Here is a 19,176-nt window from a genome sequence, read left to right on the forward strand (position 1 = left end):
ACCTATTCTTTTTTTCCTATGATCATCATTGAAATAATGATAGTTCGATAAAAATAGATTCGCGACAAAACAAAAGATGCCCTCCACCTCTCTTAGAGGTAAAGAGCATCTCTTTTTTTAACGTTACTTATTACTTTGTTCTAAAGAATTCGATACGTCGATTCTTCATTCGACCTTCTGCAGTTTTATTGCTCGCGACAGGATTTCTATCGCCGTATCCTTTTGCAGTGATACGTTTAGACGAAACCCCATTCTTCACCAACCATGCCTTTACCGCTTCGGCCCTTGATTGAGATAATTGAAGATTCTTTTTTGCACTTCCAACGTTATCGGTAAACCCACGAATTTCTACTGCCAATCCTGGATTGTCAGTTAGCGTTATCAGTGCACTAGAAAGAATCTGTTCCGACTCCGGCGAAATCACCGCTTTGCCTGATTGGAATACAACACCTTCCAATATAATGGCCTTGCCAACTTCAGCTTTCAATGCTGCCGGCTTGGGCGGCTCAGGTTTCGGAACTACAACTTCTTTCTTTGGTACCGCTGCTAATCGCTCTGCTGCTGCTTTTGCTGCATTGACCGAATCCTGTATACGTTGTGCCTCGGCAGCTTCCCGCACACGCCGTGCCTCGGCAGCGGCAGCTTCCTGCACACGTTTTGCCTCAGCAGCGTTCGCTTCCTGTACTCGTTTTGCCTCGGCAGCGTTCGCTTCCTGAACACGTCGTGCCTCAGCAGCGGCTAACTCTTCGGCTCTTATACGGCTTGCTTCCTTCTCTGCTGCCTTGTTATCAGGGCCAAAAATAGTATAACTTACTCCTGCAAAGAGTCCCCACCATGCATCATTTCCAGTCCCAATTTCAGAATTTGGCACCCATGTTGAAACAATTGTATTGGAGAATGCATAATTGAAACTTGTACTGACATCAAACATAAGCCAATCATTCACTGCATATTCTGCTCCAAGAGTAAACGGCATATATCCAACATAACCATTCTTTTCAACATTGGGATTTCGAAGTTTCACGTTTGCAAAGTAATATGAGACACCCAATCCAGCTCCGATATAGGGGTGCAATTGGTCTTCATAAAACGAGTACGGTGAATAGAGAGCTTTATATTCAACACCCCATAAATCAGATTGATAATACTGTCCTTTAATACCTGCATACATACCGGAAAGATCCCCATCAAAGTCACCTGAGATATTGTGCCGAAGGTAAAGTTTTCCCGAGGGTACTAGCGAATTGTCAGTCATCTTTGTTAATCCCTGCAAAGATCCAGCAGCAACACCAAGCCGAATCCCCCTATCCTTAAATTGCCCAAATCCCTGGGTTGATAATAGTGTTACCATAATCAATACGACAACACCAATGAAGTAAATGTTTTTTTTCATTTATACAACCTCCTTTAATTAGTATGGTTCAATTGATAAATTGGTTGTTTTAATACATCGAATCTTCAATATTGACTGCTACAAATGGTGACAATAAATAACGTCTATTGAATTTCAACAATCAAAATTTTAAAGTTTGGAGGGGAACCATAATCGTTCAAATATGAATAAATAATAAATGATAAATCATGATGAGGAAATGTAAATAAAAGTAAATCTTGATGCAACAAAATAGATATCTTATTCGTGAGTTTTATTCTTCATTTTACCCTAAATTTAGACTAAACCATTTTTTTAAGTGCCTCAATCTCTTGCTCTGTTAATCCTTGCGGTGTATAGCCGGCCTCGCGGCAAAGGAAAAAGAGCTGGGCTGACTTATTCATCACATCTATCAAATCAAACGCCTCCTGCACATTTTTAGCGGTCGCGATACAGCCATGTTTTCCCCACAAAATAATCGAATGATGTTGAAGTGATGCAACGGTTTTTTCTGCAAGTTGTTCTGTGCCCGGCAGAATGTACTGAACAAGTCCGATACCTTTGGAATTGGCAATCACAGCTTCCGGTTGTACACTATAAAGAATTTTGTTGAGACGCGATTCTTCGCAGAAGCCAGGAATCAATGTCAGAGCAATCAGTTCAGTGGGGTGCGTGTGAAGAACAGCTTTCTGTGTTCCTCCCTGCTTCTTCAGTAATTGATGAATTGCGAGATGAGTCGGCAATTCTGAAGTCGGAACAAGATGAGAATTGAAGACATCATCATGAATAATGTGATAACCAGATCCTTCATTTGAGAATCGAATGATGCACACATTGTTGATTGGTTGATTTGCAACATCGCGCATGCGTGTGCCGGCACCGGTCACCAGTAGAAACACCTGAGAAAGATCTGGATACGTATGCTCAAGGCGTTTGTATGGAAACTGATCCAGTTCACTCGTGCGGAGGTCAACTTCTCCCGTAATATCGACAGAAATGTTGCCGCCGTTCTTTACCGCCCACCCGCGTTCCCAGAGAATACCGGAAACGAAAGCCGCGTCAGCAAGATGGTGTTGAGCGGTTGAAGTTAATTCAAGTGATTTCATAGTGTAAGTAATGACGAATGATCAATGAACTATGTGTGCCAAGAATGAGAGATGAATATTAATCATGTAAACCGACTATCGATCGTTAACTATACACAAATTGAGTCTTCCTCTATGACACGTTACAATTACCAGATCTATTTTTTACTTTCCAGTACAACCAGCGCAACCACAGTGGTGTCGGTGTGGGAAAGCGAGAGATGAACGGTGCATTGCTCCAGTGCTTTAGCAACTTCTCGCGACAGCAGAATGTGCGGTGCGCCGGACTGATCGTTGACGACTTCAATATCCCGCCAATGAAACGCTCCGCTCCAGCCGGTGCGCATCGCTTTTGCCACTGCTTCCTTGGCGGCAAAACGTGCAGCAAAATGAATGTACGGTTTTTTGCGAGTCTTACAGTATGTCACTTCCATATCACTGTACACTTTATCAAGAAACGCTTTGCCCTGATTTTCGAGAACATCTCTCATCCGCTGTACGTCCACAACATCTACGCCGATGCCTTGAATTTTTCCCATGGCTACACTTTCTGATTTTGTTCTTTGACGATGTCTATCACTTGCGAAATATCGTCAATATCATAGTTGGCATTCGAGACTTCCGTACCGAAGGTGTTGCCGTACCGCGCAAAGATCGTTTTCATTCCCACTTGAGCCGCACCCACCACATCACGCTCTGCCCAATCGCCCACCATCACTGCTTCGGAGGGCTGAATGTGAAGCATGTCTAAAATTTTCCTGAATGGCTCAGGATTCGGTTTACGCATGCCCGTATCTTCAAATGTCACAACTGCATCAAAAAGATGATGGAAGTTGAGATAACAGAGCCGGAGCCATGCTTCTTTTGCCGGTGCATCGGAGACAACGCCAAGTTTGATATGCATCTTGGAAAGTTCAATAAGTGTCATTGTGACATGCGGATACGGAACGAGTGCCGCTTCTCTTGCGCGCCGATAGGCAATAACGCCTGCGGAAAGAATTTTGTAATCGATTTTGCTGAATTCGCGATACATCAATTCATCAAAAACTTTCTGGAACTCCATTCCGCGTTCTTCGTAAATCTCATCTATTCCTTTGCGGATTTCCTCATTAGAAAGCTTCAGCCCTGCATCGCGCATAGCATTGATGGCGGCGTCGATCGCCTGCCGCTTCATCAGCATAAAATCTACGAGAGTATTATCTAAATCGAAAATAACGGCTTTGATCATAGAGTTATCAGTTATCAGCGATCAGTTGTCAGTATTGAGGGAACCAAGATTTACGATTATCAGTTAAAATTTACAACACATATTAACTGATCACTGACGGCTGAATACTTTCTTATTTCTGTTCTAAAATAAATTCCACCGCTAGTTCATAACCCCGAGCACCAAAACCGGCAATGACGCCCTTGCACGCAGGTGCAATAACCGATTCGCGGCGGAATCCCTCCCGCCCATGGACGTTGCTCAAGTGTACTTCAATTACAGGTACTTTCAACGCTGCGACGGCATCGCGGATTGCATAAGAGTAATGCGTGAATGCTCCGGGATTGAGAACGACGCCGTCCGTAACGCCATCCAGTGCTTTATGGAGTGCATCAATGAGAGGCCCTTCGCTGTTCGATTGGTAGAACTCCAATTTGACGTTAGGAAATTTTCCTTTCAGCCGGTTCTCGATATCCCACAGCGACATAGTACCATAAATTTCAGGTTCACGTTTGCCAAGAATATCAAGATTGGGTCCATTAATAATGAGAATACGCATTATAATCTCCTTGTCTAAATAGTTGGAGCGAAGTAAGCATCTGGAATTCAATAAATAGAATAAGGTATTGCAAGCAAAAAGTCAAAAGTTAAATATCATGAAATAACACTTTTTACTTTGATAACGACAATCGTCATATCGTCGTGCTGTTTGGTTTTACCAACAAATGACTTTATTTCAGCAAAAACACCCTCCATAATCTCAGATGCGGTACCTGATGCAAGTTGTTCTACCATTGTTGAGAGCCGTTCTTCTCCAAACTGTGCTTTCTGAGCATTCATAGCTTCTGTAAGGCCATCAGTATAGAAGATGAAAAGGTCGCCGTGCTGATATTCGATCGTCACCTCTTCGATCGATTGAGAGAATTTTAATCCTACATCAAGTCCAAGTGCGAGACCGGTAGGATTCACGATCTGTACATACGCGGCATGTGATTTTCGCATAATGACCGGATTGTGCCCTGCACGAGCAAGACTCAGCGTTTTCTTCATTGTATCAAACACACCATAAATCATACTGATAAAGATTCCGCGTTCAACATTTTCATAAAAAAGATGATTCACCTGAGTGAGAACTTTTGCCGGCGATTCTGACACATGCGCCAACGCACGCAGAAATCCTTTTGTTAATGTCATGAAAAATGCGGCCTGTGTTCCTTTTCCCGAGACATCCCCTATTGCAACGGCATGTTTGTTTTCCCCTATTTCTATGAAATCATAATAATCACCACCGACCTCCAGCGCCGGCACACAGCGTGAACAAATATCGAATTGCGGAATTGACGGATCGCATTTGGGCAGGAAACTCATTTGAACGTTTCGTGCAATTTCCAGTTCTTGTTGAAGCCGCTGCCGCTCAGTGATGTGTTTTGCAAATACCGGTGCAATCTCATCGAAATCATGGATAGTACTTTTTCGGAAACAGAGAATAAGAGATGCAGCATACATGAGAGCACTGATAAGAACAATAAATAATCCACTCTCTGTGAATGAAGGATTACCGGCACAGAAAAGACCAGCTGTTTCCGGTATCACTGCAGAGACGATCAATGCAAGAAGAGCTGTCAATCCGTCATATTGATAGAATATCCACACGATGAATAATGCAACGATCGACTGGATCACCAGCGCAGCTGCAATCGGTTCCATGTGTTCAAGGCTGACCACCGTTAATGCAATGGTTGAAAGTGCCAAGAGAAGTGCTCTTGAAGGAATATATTTTCGCAGGAAAGAAATCAAGAAGAGCAATATGAATGCAAACATAAAGAATGAAATAAAAATTGCATGCGAGAGAATCAGCAACCATGGGGCACCTGCATCGAATGTGTGTATGGACGAATCATCCATGAGAGCGATTGAAACTGGAATTACTCTGTTTCCTGCCCACGTCAATAGTAAGAACAGAGCATAGAGACTTAGGCCAAATGATATTCCCCGCACAAAACTCCAGCCAATATTCGGGTGCAGCACGTGCCCTCGAGAGATCAGGTCGAACGGAATCATCTTTTCTCGCCATACTTCACGTGTCAGAGACTCGGCAATCGTCCATATCAATACAAGAGTACCACCGATGAATATCGGTACCAGCAACATCGGAATAATAATTTCCCACCAACTTTTGTTGTTTTGGACATTGATGTACAATTGAATCCCAAAAGCGACAGCAACAATACTTCCCATCAAAAGCGCTTGCCGAAAACCTATTTCAAATGAACGAATCCGTTTTACTGCAATGACCGCTATAAGAATTCCTCCGCCAATTATCAGGATGATAAAGATAATCCCATAAATTGAATCGGAATTTGACCACTTATATTTCTCCGGCACAGCAATATCCGGTTCGTATGATGTTATAATATTTCCCGAGACCTTCACTTTCACAGTTACGGGATCACCCAAAATCATCGATGGTGAACGCCACGTGTATTCATAATCAGTACGGTGCAACTGCTGAGTTACTTTTTCAGACACGGCCTGTGAAGTATCTACCATCAAAATTGGAGACGAATAGGTATGAAGAAATGCCACTGCGAATCGCTTCGCTTCCGGAGGTGAGAGACTGGGAAGCTGGAGTGTATCTAAAATATTTCTCGTGTACTCAAGCAATCTTCCCTTTGTATCAAATGTTAACGTAATATCTCCACGAATAAGATTTTCTATTTTCTCCGCTTGTTCTTTTTTTGTTTTGTTTTCATTCCCAAGACTAAACTGAAAACTATTATCCTTGCGCCAGAGAATTTTCCATTTATAGACCGGAAGACTATCCCTGATGAGAGAATTTGCTTCCGAAATCCCAACCATTTTTTGTGCTTGTCCCAACAACGGACGATTTGCTATGAAAGAGACCTCAGGCCAAAAGCCATCATCCGCCAGCTTTAGGCTGTCCATCACGCTGCGCGTTCTTTCTAAAAGCGCGGAACGATCCAACGGAAGAGAAATACCGCCATAAGGATGCGACAGGGGAAAGAGCGTGATGATAATGAATAACGCAAGAGGGATTAAAAGCAAGAACGGTAAAAGCTGTTTTGATTTTTCCATTGGGCAAATTTCTTTAATAACTTAAACACATCGTTGAACAACAGATCGTAATCAAGACTTCGCAGCACGTGCGAGTTCGTCTTCGATATATTCCCGAATGGCCGGCTTTAAATACATTTCATCGATGCCAACTTCCGCTAATCCCTGTGCTAACACGGGTGCACGCCGCGCCGGCGCTAACCGCTTATTAATAACGATAAGCCGTTCTGTTTTGAGGACGCAATATCCGCCATCGAAGTCGCCTTTTTCATATCGAATGGCAATGCCGCAATTGGATGCGAGCTGTTCAAGTTCATGTAAAATTTGTTCGTGTGTCATACTTTGTTATCTACGGTGATTGAGTTCGATTTGTTACTTGTTCAGTTGTCAGTATACAGTGGTCAGCACCCAGTTTTCAGTAATCAGGAATCAGTTACATCCATTTTTTCATTTTCAATTTAATCTTTTTAATTGATATTCCCACCAGGCTTGAATCTTCTTGCCGCTCCATATCGTGAACAAGAAAAACATTGCGCCACCTATAAGATCAACGACATAATGATAACGCAAATAAATTGTTCCAACAATAAGCAATCCGGCAAGGACCGTCATAATCCATCTCGTCCTGAGGCGGTAGTGATGGCCAAGATAGACGACAATCAGCGTAAGTTGTGTATGCCCGCTTGGAAATACATCACGCTGAACAAATTGTATCACGTTGGGAAGTGTTGAGGAAATCGATTCGCCTGCATTGATGAAATTGCGTATCGGTGTCGTAAGAAATAAACCCGGTAATTCCTGGTCAAGCAAATAATAATTATGCAATGTAAAGCGTGGACCGACAGCCGGTAACAGAAAATATCCCAAATAAGAAAGATAAAATCCATACACGACGAGAAACGCGGCATGATCAAATTCATCAATCGTGGAACGACGATAGAGTTCTATGCCAAGCATGAGAAACAGTATGTAATAGGAAAAATATGCAACTTGAAATATCTCTGTTAACACCGGATGCGCGAACTGTGCCGCCCACTGAGTAGGATTGACTCCGAAGAACCAGTGATCGATTGAAATAAAGAGCCAATCATAATCCACGGGATGAATTGGCTGTACCATTAAATAAATTTCTTTGAAAACAAATAAGACAAACGCATAACTGTAAAAACGATGGAGGCCGATCAGGAGTTTCGTTTTATTTGTCTCTGCTAAATATGCCAACAAAAAGATGACAGCAATAACGACAAGGTCGATGACTATGATCTCCAGCCATGCTGACACGCGACCAAGGAAGATCAGATTCAATCCAATCAGAAAAAGCATGAAGACGATGGAGACAAAATCAACCGGGGCAAGATAGGATAGTAACTTCTTCATAGTCATAATGAAATTCAAATTTCCAATATCTCGATCCTCACTAAGAGAAACGGATATTCACATTTCCTACGGACGTTCACTTTCATCTTCTTTTATTAGTACGATTTCATTTACTATAACTATCTATTAAACTCATAACTTTCAACGATCGTGCAAATTCGTCATATTGTAGCTTTGTTTTTACTGTTATCGTCCGCGGGACTGCTGGGATCAAATCAAAATAGTTGTCACTAAAGAATCCGTTACTGTCACTGCAGGAAAGATAAACATTTTTAGCTAATGTCTTCGTGGTCAATTCTATCAAAAATCCAGAATTTATCTTTCTGATATTCTTCACAAATTTTGGATGTTTGAGAGCCAGATTTTTTGGAGATGTAAAATAAGAAGTATTTTCTGCAAGCAGTGAATCTCCCTTTTTCAGACGACAAACAAATATTAGCCTCGATGTATCGAGATTGGATACAAGCTGTGACCTAGAAAGAACCGCAGCTCGTACTGCCTGGTTTGGTTTCACAAGCAATGGTATGGATTGTTGAGACACAACATTGCCGTCAAAATTCATAACAGTCATATCGAGAACGGCATCAACAGTATCTATTTTGTCCGACACAATATGAACTTGGACGTCTTTTTCAGAGAGGACCAGTGAAAGAAGAATAGGGGCATAGGAATTCTTCGCAGTGTAATGCAGTGCTTTCCATCGGCCGTAATAATCGATGCTCGACCAAGAAGCCACCGGCCAGCAATCGTCTAATTGCCAATAGAGACTTCCCATGCAATACGGCATCGCACGGCGGTGTGCTTCCATTGCTACCTTGACACCTTCTGCCTGTAAAACTTGACTCACATACACAAAGGATTTAAAATCTTTTGGTGTGTGGTACCATCTGTCCATATACACTTGAATCAACCGATTCCCGTATTCTTTATCGCGCCGTTCATCAGCCATGCAGCGTTGATGAGACAGTATGACCCTCGAATGGAGTTTTCTCTCTCCTGGTTTTGCATAGTGAGCAATCGTGGATAATTCCGGATACGATTGAAATCCATATTCACTTACGAATCGGGCGAGTGTCGAGGCATACATTTCGAAAGGCTCCTTTCCATGCCATACTCCCCAATAATGAATATCTCCTTCATTTGCCGCTATGTCTTTAAATCCTGCAGCTGGACTGGTAGGATGATAGTATCGGGTTGAATCTGCTTCATGTATTGCAGAGGGAATCACTTCATAATATAATTTCTTTTCTTGTTGCTCGTAGGTGTGTTGTATCGCAGTATCATATTTCTCCTTCCAGCCCCATTGCCTCCATGCAATTATGTTTTCATTGTTGCCGCAGTACATTGCCAAACATGCATGGTTGCGGATTCGAATTATGTTGTCGATAACTTCCTGCCGAACATTCTCGAAAAACTCATGGTCACCAGGGTACATAGCACATGCAAAAATCATTTCTTGCCAAATAAGAATTCCGTACCGATCGCACAACTCATAGAACTGATCATCTTCATAAATTCCGCCCCCCCAGACGCGAAGCATGTTCATGTTCGCTTCCGCTGCTGAGCTGACGATATGTTCACATCGTTCTTTTGTGATCCTGTTTTGAAAATTATCCTGGGGAATATAGTTCGCTCCCTTCATAAACACAGGAATACCATTGAGACGAACCATCATACTTGTCCCTATCGAATCTTTTTCACGGACAACTTCGAGAGATCTAATACCAATTTTTGTCGAATAATTATCCTGAATGCCAGAATCATTCTTTACACTGAGTTGATAGCCATAAAGCTTATGTGCGCCTAATCCATTTGTCCACCAGAGCTGCGGATTAGGATAATGGCTGTTAAGCGTTACCTTATTGATCCCTGGCTTGAGATTGAGCAACTCCGTTGCCATATTCAGGCTGTCAAGAAAAATAGAAGCGGATACCGCTTGTTCCTTTGTAGAAACAATATTGATTGTAGAAATAATATCGGCACCGGTTGATGAGACATTCTGTTGTTGGACATGAACATCCTGTATCTTGAACTTACTCCATGCTTCTACATACACCGGACGCCAAATACCGCAGGTGATCAAACGCGGGCCCCAATCCCATCCGTAATGGAATTGAGCTTTCCGGGAATACATAGCAATCTTGACATCTGCCTGATCATTATTATCACAAGCCTGCAGTTCAAAAGGAGCTACTTTGTATTTCGGCAGGTTTTCATCAAAAACATTCTTAAATTGAACAACTATATGATTTCCATGTTCGTTGAATAATTTTCGGCAGTCGATCCGCCATGTTCGGAACATATTGTTCGCTTTCAGAATTAGCGAATCATTCAGTGTTACATCCGCGTAAGTGTCCAATCCTTCGAAAACAAGCTCAATGAATTCTTTTTTTAAAATCTCTGCCGGTACATCGAATGATGTTTCATAGATCCAATTCTTCTCACCAATCCATTGCAACGACTGCTCGTTTGTTCCAACAAATGGATCTGGTATCAAATTATTCCTCATAAGATCTGTATGAACACAACCCGGGACTTCTGCAGGATACCATTGTCCGGTATTCTCCTGCTTAAATTTCCAATGATCCTGAATTTCAAATTTCATTTTCTGATCAACGTTCGCAGAAAACAAATTTTGAAAAGTAAGTATAGACGCAAAGCAAGCACAAACCATGGAGTATTTCATCGTATGCGACTTTCTTTCATGCGTTCCTGGATATTTCATATAAAACTTTTTCTAATTCACAGATTAAAGTTGAATTATACTTTCAGTAATTCTTTCCATATAAGTGCAGCAGCTCCTAGAATCGCAGAATTTCCTTTCGGCAAACCCGATCGCAATAATCGTACTTTATTCTTAAAAATGCCGAGAAGATATTCTTCCATATATTTCTTTGTCGGCACAAAAATAAAATCCCCCGCTGCAGCCAATCCTCCGAAAAGAATAATTGCTTCCGGACTTGTATAGGCAACCGAATCTGCAAGTTTCAATCCAAGATATCGACCTGTCATTTCAAATGCTTCCAAAGCGAGTTTATCTCCATGCTGTGCTGCTTCATAAATGCGTTTTGAAGTGAGCTTGTCGAGACTGATTTCTCGAAGTTCACTTGGGGATGATGACTCATGAAGAAGTTCCTCAACCGTCCGGCAAATTCCGCTTGCCGATGCGTACGTCTCCAAGCATCCGCGCCGTCCGCAGCCGCACAAACGTCCATTCGGATCGACAATTGTATGACCGATCTCTCCTGCAAAGCCATCATGTCCGTAAATGAGTTCTCCATTTGCTACAATACCGCTGCCAAGTCCGGTTCCCAGCGTAATCACAATGAAATCTTTCATTCCTTTTGCCGCTCCGAACAATTGTTCTCCCAGAGCAGCGGCATTCGCATCATTCGTCAACACAACGGGGATGGAATACCAGCGCTTCAGTGTCGCGACAACATCGACATACTTCCAGCTTAAATTCGGCGGCTGTTCAATAGTACCCTTATAATAATTACCATTAGGAGCACCCAAGCCGATGCCAACAAGTTTCAGTTGATCTTTTTTTGGCGCAAAGAGTTTCTCTGCTTCGTTATGAAGCCGTTCAAAGAATTCGTCTGACGGCCGAAGTGCTTCTGTCGACATCTCCCCTTCAGCGAGAAGATTTCCGGTCTTATCGACATAACCAAATTTCGTGTTGGTGCCTCCGATATCAACGCCAAGTACTACTTCTTTTTGATTCATGCCTCTCCTTTTTTATATGCGGGAATATGTCCCTTCATTCCATAGAACGTCAGGTAGAGATAACAAATAATCGGTATAAAGATGCATGATAAAATCCGGCACAAGCAGCGGCAGAGATCAGAAGACCAAGGATAATACCGTTCTTATATCCCATTTTGCTCATGGGATCTCCCCAGAGTACCGAAATTATGAAATAAACGACCGAACCGATAAAATATGCGCCGAAAAATGTGAACTGGACATACATCGACTGGTAGCGGTTAAGCTCGAACATTTTTTTAAGGAACGGAATCAGAATATCGTTGAGTACCATGATAAATCCCCACATAAAAAAAAGGGATGTAAGAACTACTAACGCAGTTGTATATTTTGGATTTTTTTCGTCCATCATTCACCTTTCGAACTTCTTCACCGCTTAAATCGGATAGGGATCATTGTTCACTGTGATGGTTGATTGCAGAAAGATTTCGTGATAGGAAAATGAATTCTTCCACGCTCAAATCTTCCGGTCTCCTCGTCAAATCAACTTGAATTTGTTTTAACACTGCATCATCGTATCCCATCGACTTCAATCCGTTCCGCAGCGTCTTTCGTCGCTGACCAAATGTAGAACGCACGATCGATCGAAAAAGCATTTCATCACAATCCGGTAATTGTTCCTTGAATTTAAAACAGACGACGGCAGAATCCACTTCCGGCTTTGGGAAAAAACAATTCCGCGAAACCTTGAAGAGCATTTCACATTCGGTGTAGAATTGGGTGAAGATTGAAAGTATTCCATATTCCTTGTTCTTCGGCGGAGCAATAAGGCGCCTCGCCACTTCAAATTGCACCATCAATGTCGCATCGGCAACTGCCATCCGTGCATCGAACAGCCAGAAGAGAATTTCACTCGTAAGATAATATGGAATATTGCCAACAACACGCACTTTTTTCCCGTTGTGTTGTGCCAGTTCGGCAAGATTGAGTTCGAGAACATCGCGGTGTATCAGTTCCAATTTCTCGCCAAATCGTTCCTGAAGAAGCCGAACTGCCCTCTCGTCCACTTCGATACCGACAAGTTTCACCGGCTTTTCACACAAATGCTTTGTCAGCGCACCTTGACCGGAACCGATTTCTACAACAACATCGCCGGTCCGAAGGTCAAGGCTTTCTACAATTTTGTGCAGGATGTTTTCATCCCGCAGAAAGTTTTGACCCAGAGCTTTGAGTGGTTTCAGCACAATAATTTCCGAATGAATGACCGTGTTAATATAACGAATGCGATGAGGGAAATCCAGAAGATATAGTTATTCGTATGACTCTGTGAATAGTACGAATATTGTATCAATCAAAAAATTCTTTTCGGTCTGCAGAAATTGCTTTTGCATACAATTGCAGTGAACGGTGATCAATAATTCGTGTTTCTAACTCGTATCCATTCACCTTGTTATATACCAATGCTTCTGAAAGCAGGCTCTCCTTAAAGAATCTTGATCGCGTTTTCCAAATCTTCCCTGCGACATACAATATAGTCCCTGTTTGACGCCGCTCATATTTTTTAATCAAACCACGCCGCATCAGTCCGGGTAATGTATCTACAGAAAAATGCTGCGCAATTCTGTCCTCGTCCCTGCTAAAGTCTTTCGTCCATTGTGCCGGAAGCACGAGGGCAGAATGGCGATGATTGGTAGTTCTTTGTATGTTGGAGTCGGGTTGATTTGTCCAAATAAAGACAATATAGATCAATCCCAAACCGATTATCAGTTTTATGAGGTTTCCACAAAAACGCGGATAGAAGAAACTCTTTTTATTTTCTGGATTCATAATTTTGAACAGTCAACATGCGAAGCGCGTTCATTGTTGAGGTCCATTAGGTATATTGGACGTTCAAACTGTAAAAAGGTTCGCACAGCAGGAGCCGATTTTTACAAACCTTTTAACTTCTTCATTCTCATAAGAGCTTCGACATAATAATAATCGGCGTATATCAGCGGCACGTCCACTTCAGTCTTATTAGGCATATGCCCAACATTATGTCGAAGAATAAAATTTCCTTGAGTACCTATTGCATTACGATATTCAGATGAGCTCAGGGTTCGAATTTGAGTTTCAGCGACCGAAAGATATTCTCCAGATAATTTCGTTTCAACATACCGGCTCAGATCTATAAGTGCAGAACAAATAATGGATCCTGCCGAAGCATCGCGAAGGCAATCAGGAATATTGGGTGCATCGAAATCCCAATACGGAATTTTATCTTCGGGTAATCGCGGATGGTGAATAATAAAATCAGCAATGTGCTTTGCTTGTTCAAGGTATGCCGTGTCTTTCGTAAAACGATACATCATGGTAAAACCGTATAATCCCCATGCCTGACCGCGGGCCCAGGCAGAATAATTACTATATCCTTGTGCAGTTTCTTTAAGTTCAGGAAATCCTGTAATAGTATCATAGCTTACGACGTGGTAACAGCTATAGTCGGAGCGGTAATGATTTTTCATAGTAACATTGGCATGCGATATTGCCGCATCTGAGAACGCCGGATATTGAAATTCTTGTGCAGCCCACATAAGCATTTCCAGGTTCATCATATTATCTATAATAACAGGATATTGCCATTGCTTATTCCATTCGGCATAATCCCATGAACGTATGCATCCAATAGATGGATGAAAGCGAGTGATGAGCGAATGTGACGCTGTCTGAATAATTTTTCTATAGGTTGAATCATGCGTGATCCTAAAGCCATTGCCAAAACTGCAAAATATTATAAAACCCACGTCGTGATTATTCGTGGTGAATTGCTGATCTTCCTCCCGACGAGTGTATTCCTGCGCCCATTTCTTTATTTCTTCTCTGCCGGAATATTCATACAAGTACCATAATACACCTGGGAAGAAGCCGCTTGTCCACCAGTCTGAACGACAGGTCTGTAAATTTTCGGATTTATCCGCCGTCTTGGGTAATAAGCCTGGTTGGTTTTGAAGGGAATGCGCCATACGCGAACTCTGTTGCACAGAAAAATCAAGGGCTTCTTGTACTACCTGCTTCAGAGGTTTTTGTATATCACGTTGAGCAATGAGTCCTGCTGGAAACAGAATAACAACAACACTCAAGATTGGAAATAATAAATGTCTTCTATATTCATTCATCTTATTATGCTTAATATTCAACAAGTTCAAGCAATGTATTGGGTGGTTTTATATTCTGTTCTTGATCTCGATTGGGTGCGAGTGTTTCCCACCGGAGCAAATATCGGCCACACTTCGGATCTTTGCAGGAATCAAAAATTTATGCACTGCCATTCCGGGACAATGAGAATTGCTGCTGTCCAATTTCACCGGATAAACTTACGCTCAAGGTAAGAAGGCAAATAAAAAGTGTGGTGATTCGTCCGCCAAGTTTCAAAAAATGAGATACTTTATTCATCAGTACATGCATCATAGTTGAGCGAGAAAAGCTCGTAAGATCTTAGGTGTTGATCGTTTCTTCACCCGCTAATGTACAAACGAAGTGAACGAAAAGCTATATCAAGAATAAAAGAGTTGAAAAATGCAAAATTGCTCAAAGAATATACTTTACGTTGATTGGTACAACGAAGACCTTTTGTATAATTGAAATTCAAACAAGAAGTTTTTATTATATCAGTAATAAATTCATTTTACTAAATATGAGAATACTTTGAACTCCCAAACCAATTCAATCCTTACCACACTTTACTCCAACGCCAATCCCAAGAATGTCGAAGGTATGGCAAGATATGGCATTAAAAGTTCCCGTAATGTACTTGGTGTTTCCTCAAAACTTCTTTTCTCACTTGCTAACACCATTGGTACCAATCAAGAGCTTGCACTCGAGCTCTGGCAAACCGGAATCTATGATGCACGAATTCTTGGCGCCCTCATTGCTGATCCAAAGCAGATAAAGAGAAGCACAATGAATGCATGGGTGAAAGATTTTGACAACTGGGCAATTTGCGACGGTGTCTGCATGCATTGTTTCCGCGACACACCGTATGCGCAAGAACTTGCTTTGAAATGGGTAAAACAAAAACAGGAGTTTGTCCGGCGCGCCGGATTTACATTGATAGCGACGCTGTGCGTCAACGACAAAAAAGCGGATGATGCGGTATTTCTTCAATATCTTCCGCTTATTAAAAAATACGCTACAGACGAACGTACCTATGTGAAGAAAGCTGTCAACTGGGCGCTTCGTCAGATTGGAAAACGCAGTCTGAACCTCAATCCACATGCTATCAAGACTGCAGAAGAAATTCATAGGATGAATTCTTCTTCTGCGAAGTGGATCGCATCGGATGCACTGCGTGAATTACGCAGTCCCGCCGTACAGAAACGGTTGAAGAAATGGGCGGAACGATCAAAGAAAAATCAAAGGACGACCTGAATCTGCTAAACCATATGAATTCAAGTCTTGAGATCGCCATTTATTTTTAAATATTATAGCCGATACCTTTAAAAAACGTGTAACAAAAAACACCATCTGATTGAGTTGTCCTATATAAATCTTGAACTCCCTTATCAAATGATGGCGCATCCATTATTGAATTCTTAACAGCTTTCTCTTTCACCCCTTCAATCATAGAAGTAAAAGTATTCTTTGTGAATCCTTCCACAAAATCAGGTTTGCTTGAGTCTACATAGACCATTCTTGGAGATACTTTGCATTTCTTAAACCCTGAACTGACGAGCAAAGGATACAGCTGTCTGCCGATGAGTGCATTACCGCCATTCTCTGACTGCAATGTCACCTGAGCATTAATCGCGGCTTGTGCGTATTGGCTGTAAGGATAAAAGAAAGTCGAACCATGATCTCCTTCAATAAGAGTAATAGTTCCTCCCTTTTTTAAAACCTTTTTGAGAATGACTAATGCATCCTGAGGATTCGGAAGATGTTCAAGAACAAAACAAACAAAAATATGGTCAAACGATTCTTCTTGAAATTTCAAATCAAAAATATTTGCGATCTGAAACTCTACATTACGGATATTAAGCGATTTGATAAGAGAATCTGCCTTCTGTAGCGACTCGTCTGAAATATCAATGGATATAAATTTTGAATCCGGATTCTTTGGAGCAATGATCTTGGTTTGCGCTCCAACTCCACAGCCAGCTTCAAGAATCGTTGAACCTTTTGGAAATATTGAATCGTAATGAAGAAGTTCACTTAAACAATTAGCTTGATCTTCTAATCTCACAGATTCTCGTTCGTTATACCCATGCACATAATGATGTTTCATATTCAACGATCTTCTTCAATTTAAATTATAATGCCTTTTTGAGTTGTCGCACCCAATGACCGATTTTCCGTGGTGAATCTCCCCGTGCAATCCTTTGAACAAGCGCACTCCCAATAATGACACCGTCTGCATATTGAGCTATGCGATGTGCATCTGCTGGAGTTTTGATACCAAACCCAACCAGCACTGGATTTTTCTTTGCTGATTTTTTTACATTACCGATATACCTGCTGCTTATCGAGTTTCCGGCAGAGCCAGTGACACCGGTTGTTGACACGCAGTAAAGGAATCCTTCTGACGCGCGGTCGATCATCGCAATTCTCTCGGGTGGCGTTGTCGGGGTCACAAGAATAATATTTGCAAGACCTGAACTCACACAAATTGATTTGTATCTTTTTGATTCTTCAAGAGGCAATTCTGGAAGAATCACGCCATCTACCCCGGCTTTGGCCGCTGCACGAAAAAACCTCTCTGCACCGTACGTAAGAATTGGATTCAGATAACCCATCAACACCAAAGGAATTTCCGAAGACCGACGGATTGTTTTTACATACGAAAGAATTTTATCCAATGTCGTTCCTTGTTGCAAAGCAACATGGGAACTGTGTTGAATTACCGGTCCCTCTGCAAGAGGATCTGAAAACGGCATCCCCAGCTCGATGATGTCGGCTCCGCCTTTTTCAATTTCTGATACTAAGGGAAGAGTAGCATCAAGAGTCGGAAATCCCGCTGTCAAAAAGCATACGAGCGCTTTTTCTTTTCGTGCTGAGAGTGCTTGGAGCTTTGTTGTGATACGATTCATTTTATTTTACCTCCGATCGACAGCGCAGTCGAGTACATTGCCATATCCTTGTCGCCGCGGCCTGAAAGATTGACCACAACAATATCCTTTTTTGATGTTGCAGGCATAAGTTTATTCAGATAGGCGAATGCATGCGCCGATTCGAGCGCGGGAATAATTCCCTCCAATCGCGTCAGAAGATGCGCGGCACTCAGTGCTTGTTTATCGGTAATGGATACATATGTAACTCTGCCAAGGTCTTTCAGCGCGCTATGCTCCGGGCCAACGCCGGGATAATCAAGTCCGGCAGAAATGGAGTGCGCTAATTCTACTTGTCCATTCTTATCCTGCAGTAAATAACTGAACGAACCGTGCAATACGCCTGGTGTTCCTTTTGTCAGTGTTGCTGCATGTTTTTTCGTATGCAATCCGCATCCGGCAGCCTCCACGCCAATCATGCGAACATGATCCTGAATAAACGGAAAAAACAAACCCATAGCATTACTGCCGCCTCCAACACAGGCAAGAAGAATGGAAGGAACCCTGCCCTCGCGACCAAGAATTTGTTTCCGCGTTTCTTCACCAATGATCGATTGAAAATCACGTACCATCATTGGATACGGATGCGGGCCTACGACCGAGCCGATAATATAAAACGTACTGTCAACATTGGTTACCCAATCACGGATGGCTTCGCTTGTTGCATCCTTTAATGTGCGACTTCCTGTTGTAACCGAAACAACTTTCGCGCCCAACATTTTCATCCGATGCACATTTAATTCCTGCCTCTGAATATCTTCTTCACCCATATATACAACACACGGCAATCCCATTTTTGCCGCAACTGTTGCTGTTGCAACGCCGTGCTGCCCCGCGCCCGTTTCTGCAATGATACGTTTCTTGCCTGCGCGTTTCGCCAATAAAATCTGACCTATCGTGTTATTGATTTTATGTGCACCTGTATGGCAGAGATCTTCGCGCTTTAAATAGATTTTCCCGCGCCTATAATGTTCTGTCAATCGATTTGCAAACGTCAATGGTGTTGGACGCCCTGCGTACGTGTGCAGCATCGTCGTAAATTCTTTTTTAAATTTCGGGTCGCGTTTTGCTTCTCGATAAAGTTCTTCAAGTTCGAACAATGCGTGCATGAGTGTCTCTGGTACAAATCTGCCGCCGTAGCTGCCAAAATATCCGCGCTTATCTGGATAGTCGTATAAGTGTTTTGTTGATTTCATTTTTCCGATTCCTTGTTTTGTATCATTCTTCATCACCGCCAGTTACTTTCGGACAGTATAATATCCTTTTTTATTGTGG

The 19,176-nt window shown here is 42.2% G+C and carries 18 protein-coding genes; 1 reads left to right on the plus strand and 17 read right to left on the minus strand.

What is annotated here, in order from left to right; genetic code table 11:
- Positions 1-130: 130 nt before the first annotated feature.
- The 14 genes from NTX44_05905 to NTX44_05970 form a co-directional block, all read right to left on the minus strand.
- Positions 131-1,393 carry an OmpA family protein gene (locus NTX44_05905; protein ID MCX6121134.1) on the minus strand — a complete coding sequence of 421 codons (1,263 nt, stop codon included), beginning with the start codon at positions 1,391-1,393 and terminating at the stop codon, positions 131-133.
- Positions 1,394-1,674: 281 nt separating this feature from the next.
- Positions 1,675-2,478 (minus strand): rhamnulose-1-phosphate aldolase, encoded by an 804-nt coding sequence (gene rhaD / locus NTX44_05910; GenBank protein ID MCX6121135.1) that lies wholly within the window; start codon positions 2,476-2,478, stop codon positions 1,675-1,677.
- 137 nt (positions 2,479-2,615) lie between these two features.
- Positions 2,616-2,996, minus strand: coding sequence for a holo-ACP synthase (gene acpS, locus NTX44_05915; protein MCX6121136.1), 381 nt, complete (start codon positions 2,994-2,996; stop codon positions 2,616-2,618).
- 2 nt (positions 2,997-2,998) lie between these two features.
- The gene (locus NTX44_05920; GenBank protein ID MCX6121137.1) at positions 2,999-3,685 is read right to left on the minus strand and encodes a TIGR02253 family HAD-type hydrolase; all 687 of its coding nucleotides are present in this window, start codon (positions 3,683-3,685) and stop codon (positions 2,999-3,001) included.
- Between the two features lie 112 nt (positions 3,686-3,797).
- Entirely contained in the window at positions 3,798-4,223 is a 426-nt protein-coding gene (aroQ, locus tag NTX44_05925; protein MCX6121138.1) for a type II 3-dehydroquinate dehydratase, read from the minus strand.
- A gap of 95 nt (positions 4,224-4,318) precedes the next feature.
- On the minus strand, positions 4,319-6,760 hold the full coding sequence (locus tag NTX44_05930) for a SpoIIE family protein phosphatase (protein MCX6121139.1): 2,442 nt from the start codon (positions 6,758-6,760) through the stop codon (positions 4,319-4,321).
- 51 nt (positions 6,761-6,811) lie between these two features.
- The gene (locus tag NTX44_05935) at positions 6,812-7,078 is read right to left on the minus strand and encodes a hypothetical protein (GenBank protein ID MCX6121140.1); all 267 of its coding nucleotides are present in this window, start codon (positions 7,076-7,078) and stop codon (positions 6,812-6,814) included.
- 114 nt (positions 7,079-7,192) lie between these two features.
- Positions 7,193-8,122, minus strand: coding sequence for a phosphatase PAP2 family protein (locus NTX44_05940; protein ID MCX6121141.1), 930 nt, complete (start codon positions 8,120-8,122; stop codon positions 7,193-7,195).
- Positions 8,123-8,222: 100 nt separating this feature from the next.
- On the minus strand, positions 8,223-10,721 hold the full coding sequence (locus tag NTX44_05945) for a hypothetical protein (protein ID MCX6121142.1): 2,499 nt from the start codon (positions 10,719-10,721) through the stop codon (positions 8,223-8,225).
- A 155-nt stretch (positions 10,722-10,876) separates the two neighbouring features.
- On the minus strand, positions 10,877-11,842 hold the full coding sequence (locus tag NTX44_05950) for an ROK family protein (protein MCX6121143.1): 966 nt from the start codon (positions 11,840-11,842) through the stop codon (positions 10,877-10,879).
- A gap of 49 nt (positions 11,843-11,891) precedes the next feature.
- A complete protein-coding gene (locus NTX44_05955) occupies positions 11,892-12,233 on the minus strand; it encodes a hypothetical protein (GenBank protein MCX6121144.1) in 342 nt (113 codons plus the stop codon).
- Positions 12,234-12,273: 40 nt separating this feature from the next.
- The gene (gene rsmA, locus NTX44_05960) at positions 12,274-13,065 is read right to left on the minus strand and encodes a 16S rRNA (adenine(1518)-N(6)/adenine(1519)-N(6))-dimethyltransferase RsmA (GenBank protein ID MCX6121145.1); all 792 of its coding nucleotides are present in this window, start codon (positions 13,063-13,065) and stop codon (positions 12,274-12,276) included.
- A 103-nt stretch (positions 13,066-13,168) separates the two neighbouring features.
- On the minus strand, positions 13,169-13,648 hold the full coding sequence (locus NTX44_05965; protein MCX6121146.1) for a hypothetical protein: 480 nt from the start codon (positions 13,646-13,648) through the stop codon (positions 13,169-13,171).
- 101 nt (positions 13,649-13,749) lie between these two features.
- Positions 13,750-14,976: a glycoside hydrolase family 88 protein gene (locus tag NTX44_05970; protein MCX6121147.1), complete on the minus strand. Its 1,227-nt coding sequence runs from the start codon at positions 14,974-14,976 to the stop codon at positions 13,750-13,752.
- A 529-nt stretch (positions 14,977-15,505) separates the two neighbouring features.
- On the opposite strand from NTX44_05970, the gene NTX44_05975 reads away from it, so the two are divergent.
- Positions 15,506-16,228, plus strand: coding sequence for a DNA alkylation repair protein (locus NTX44_05975; protein ID MCX6121148.1), 723 nt, complete (start codon positions 15,506-15,508; stop codon positions 16,226-16,228).
- A 46-nt stretch (positions 16,229-16,274) separates the two neighbouring features.
- Here the strand turns inward: NTX44_05975 and NTX44_05980 are convergent, their stop codons facing one another.
- From NTX44_05980 to trpB, 3 genes are read right to left on the minus strand one after another with little or no spacing between them, the layout of a single operon-like run.
- On the minus strand, positions 16,275-17,081 hold the full coding sequence (locus NTX44_05980; GenBank protein MCX6121149.1) for a class I SAM-dependent methyltransferase: 807 nt from the start codon (positions 17,079-17,081) through the stop codon (positions 16,275-16,277).
- A gap of 25 nt (positions 17,082-17,106) precedes the next feature.
- Entirely contained in the window at positions 17,107-17,883 is a 777-nt protein-coding gene (gene trpA / locus NTX44_05985; protein ID MCX6121150.1) for a tryptophan synthase subunit alpha, read from the minus strand.
- A complete protein-coding gene (gene trpB, locus NTX44_05990) occupies positions 17,880-19,097 on the minus strand; it encodes a tryptophan synthase subunit beta (protein MCX6121151.1) in 1,218 nt (405 codons plus the stop codon). Before trpB ends, trpA begins: the two co-directional genes overlap by 4 nt.
- Positions 19,098-19,176: the final 79 nt, after the last annotated feature.

The sequence above is a fragment of the Ignavibacteriales bacterium genome, assembly GCA_026390575.1.
Classification (GTDB): domain Bacteria; phylum Bacteroidota; class Ignavibacteria; order UBA10030; family UBA10030; genus Fen-1298.

Excerpts from the sequence above, each read along its gene's own strand:
- NTX44_05905 (MCX6121134.1), bottom strand. The coding sequence starts at position 1,393 with ATGAAAAAAAACATTTACTTCATTGGTGTTGTCGTATTGATTATGGTA.
- rhaD (MCX6121135.1), bottom strand. The coding sequence starts at position 2,478 with ATGAAATCACTTGAATTAACTTCAACCGCTCAACACCATCTTGCTGAC.
- acpS (MCX6121136.1), bottom strand. The coding sequence starts at position 2,996 with ATGGGAAAAATTCAAGGCATCGGCGTAGATGTTGTGGACGTACAGCGG.
- NTX44_05920 (MCX6121137.1), bottom strand. The coding sequence starts at position 3,685 with ATGATCAAAGCCGTTATTTTCGATTTAGATAATACTCTCGTAGATTTT.
- aroQ (MCX6121138.1), bottom strand. The coding sequence starts at position 4,223 with ATGCGTATTCTCATTATTAATGGACCCAATCTTGATATTCTTGGCAAA.
- NTX44_05930 (MCX6121139.1), bottom strand. The coding sequence starts at position 6,760 with ATGGAAAAATCAAAACAGCTTTTACCGTTCTTGCTTTTAATCCCTCTT.
- NTX44_05935 (MCX6121140.1), bottom strand. The coding sequence starts at position 7,078 with ATGACACACGAACAAATTTTACATGAACTTGAACAGCTCGCATCCAAT.
- NTX44_05940 (MCX6121141.1), bottom strand. The coding sequence starts at position 8,122 with ATGACTATGAAGAAGTTACTATCCTATCTTGCCCCGGTTGATTTTGTC.
- NTX44_05945 (MCX6121142.1), bottom strand. The coding sequence starts at position 10,721 with ATGAAATTTGAAATTCAGGATCATTGGAAATTTAAGCAGGAGAATACC.
- NTX44_05950 (MCX6121143.1), bottom strand. The coding sequence starts at position 11,842 with ATGAATCAAAAAGAAGTAGTACTTGGCGTTGATATCGGAGGCACCAAC.
- NTX44_05955 (MCX6121144.1), bottom strand. The coding sequence starts at position 12,233 with ATGATGGACGAAAAAAATCCAAAATATACAACTGCGTTAGTAGTTCTT.
- NTX44_05965 (MCX6121146.1), bottom strand. The coding sequence starts at position 13,648 with ATGAATCCAGAAAATAAAAAGAGTTTCTTCTATCCGCGTTTTTGTGGA.
- NTX44_05970 (MCX6121147.1), bottom strand. The coding sequence starts at position 14,976 with ATGAATGAATATAGAAGACATTTATTATTTCCAATCTTGAGTGTTGTT.
- NTX44_05980 (MCX6121149.1), bottom strand. The coding sequence starts at position 17,081 with ATGAAACATCATTATGTGCATGGGTATAACGAACGAGAATCTGTGAGA.
- trpA (MCX6121150.1), bottom strand. The coding sequence starts at position 17,883 with ATGAATCGTATCACAACAAAGCTCCAAGCACTCTCAGCACGAAAAGAA.
- trpB (MCX6121151.1), bottom strand. The coding sequence starts at position 19,097 with ATGAAATCAACAAAACACTTATACGACTATCCAGATAAGCGCGGATAT.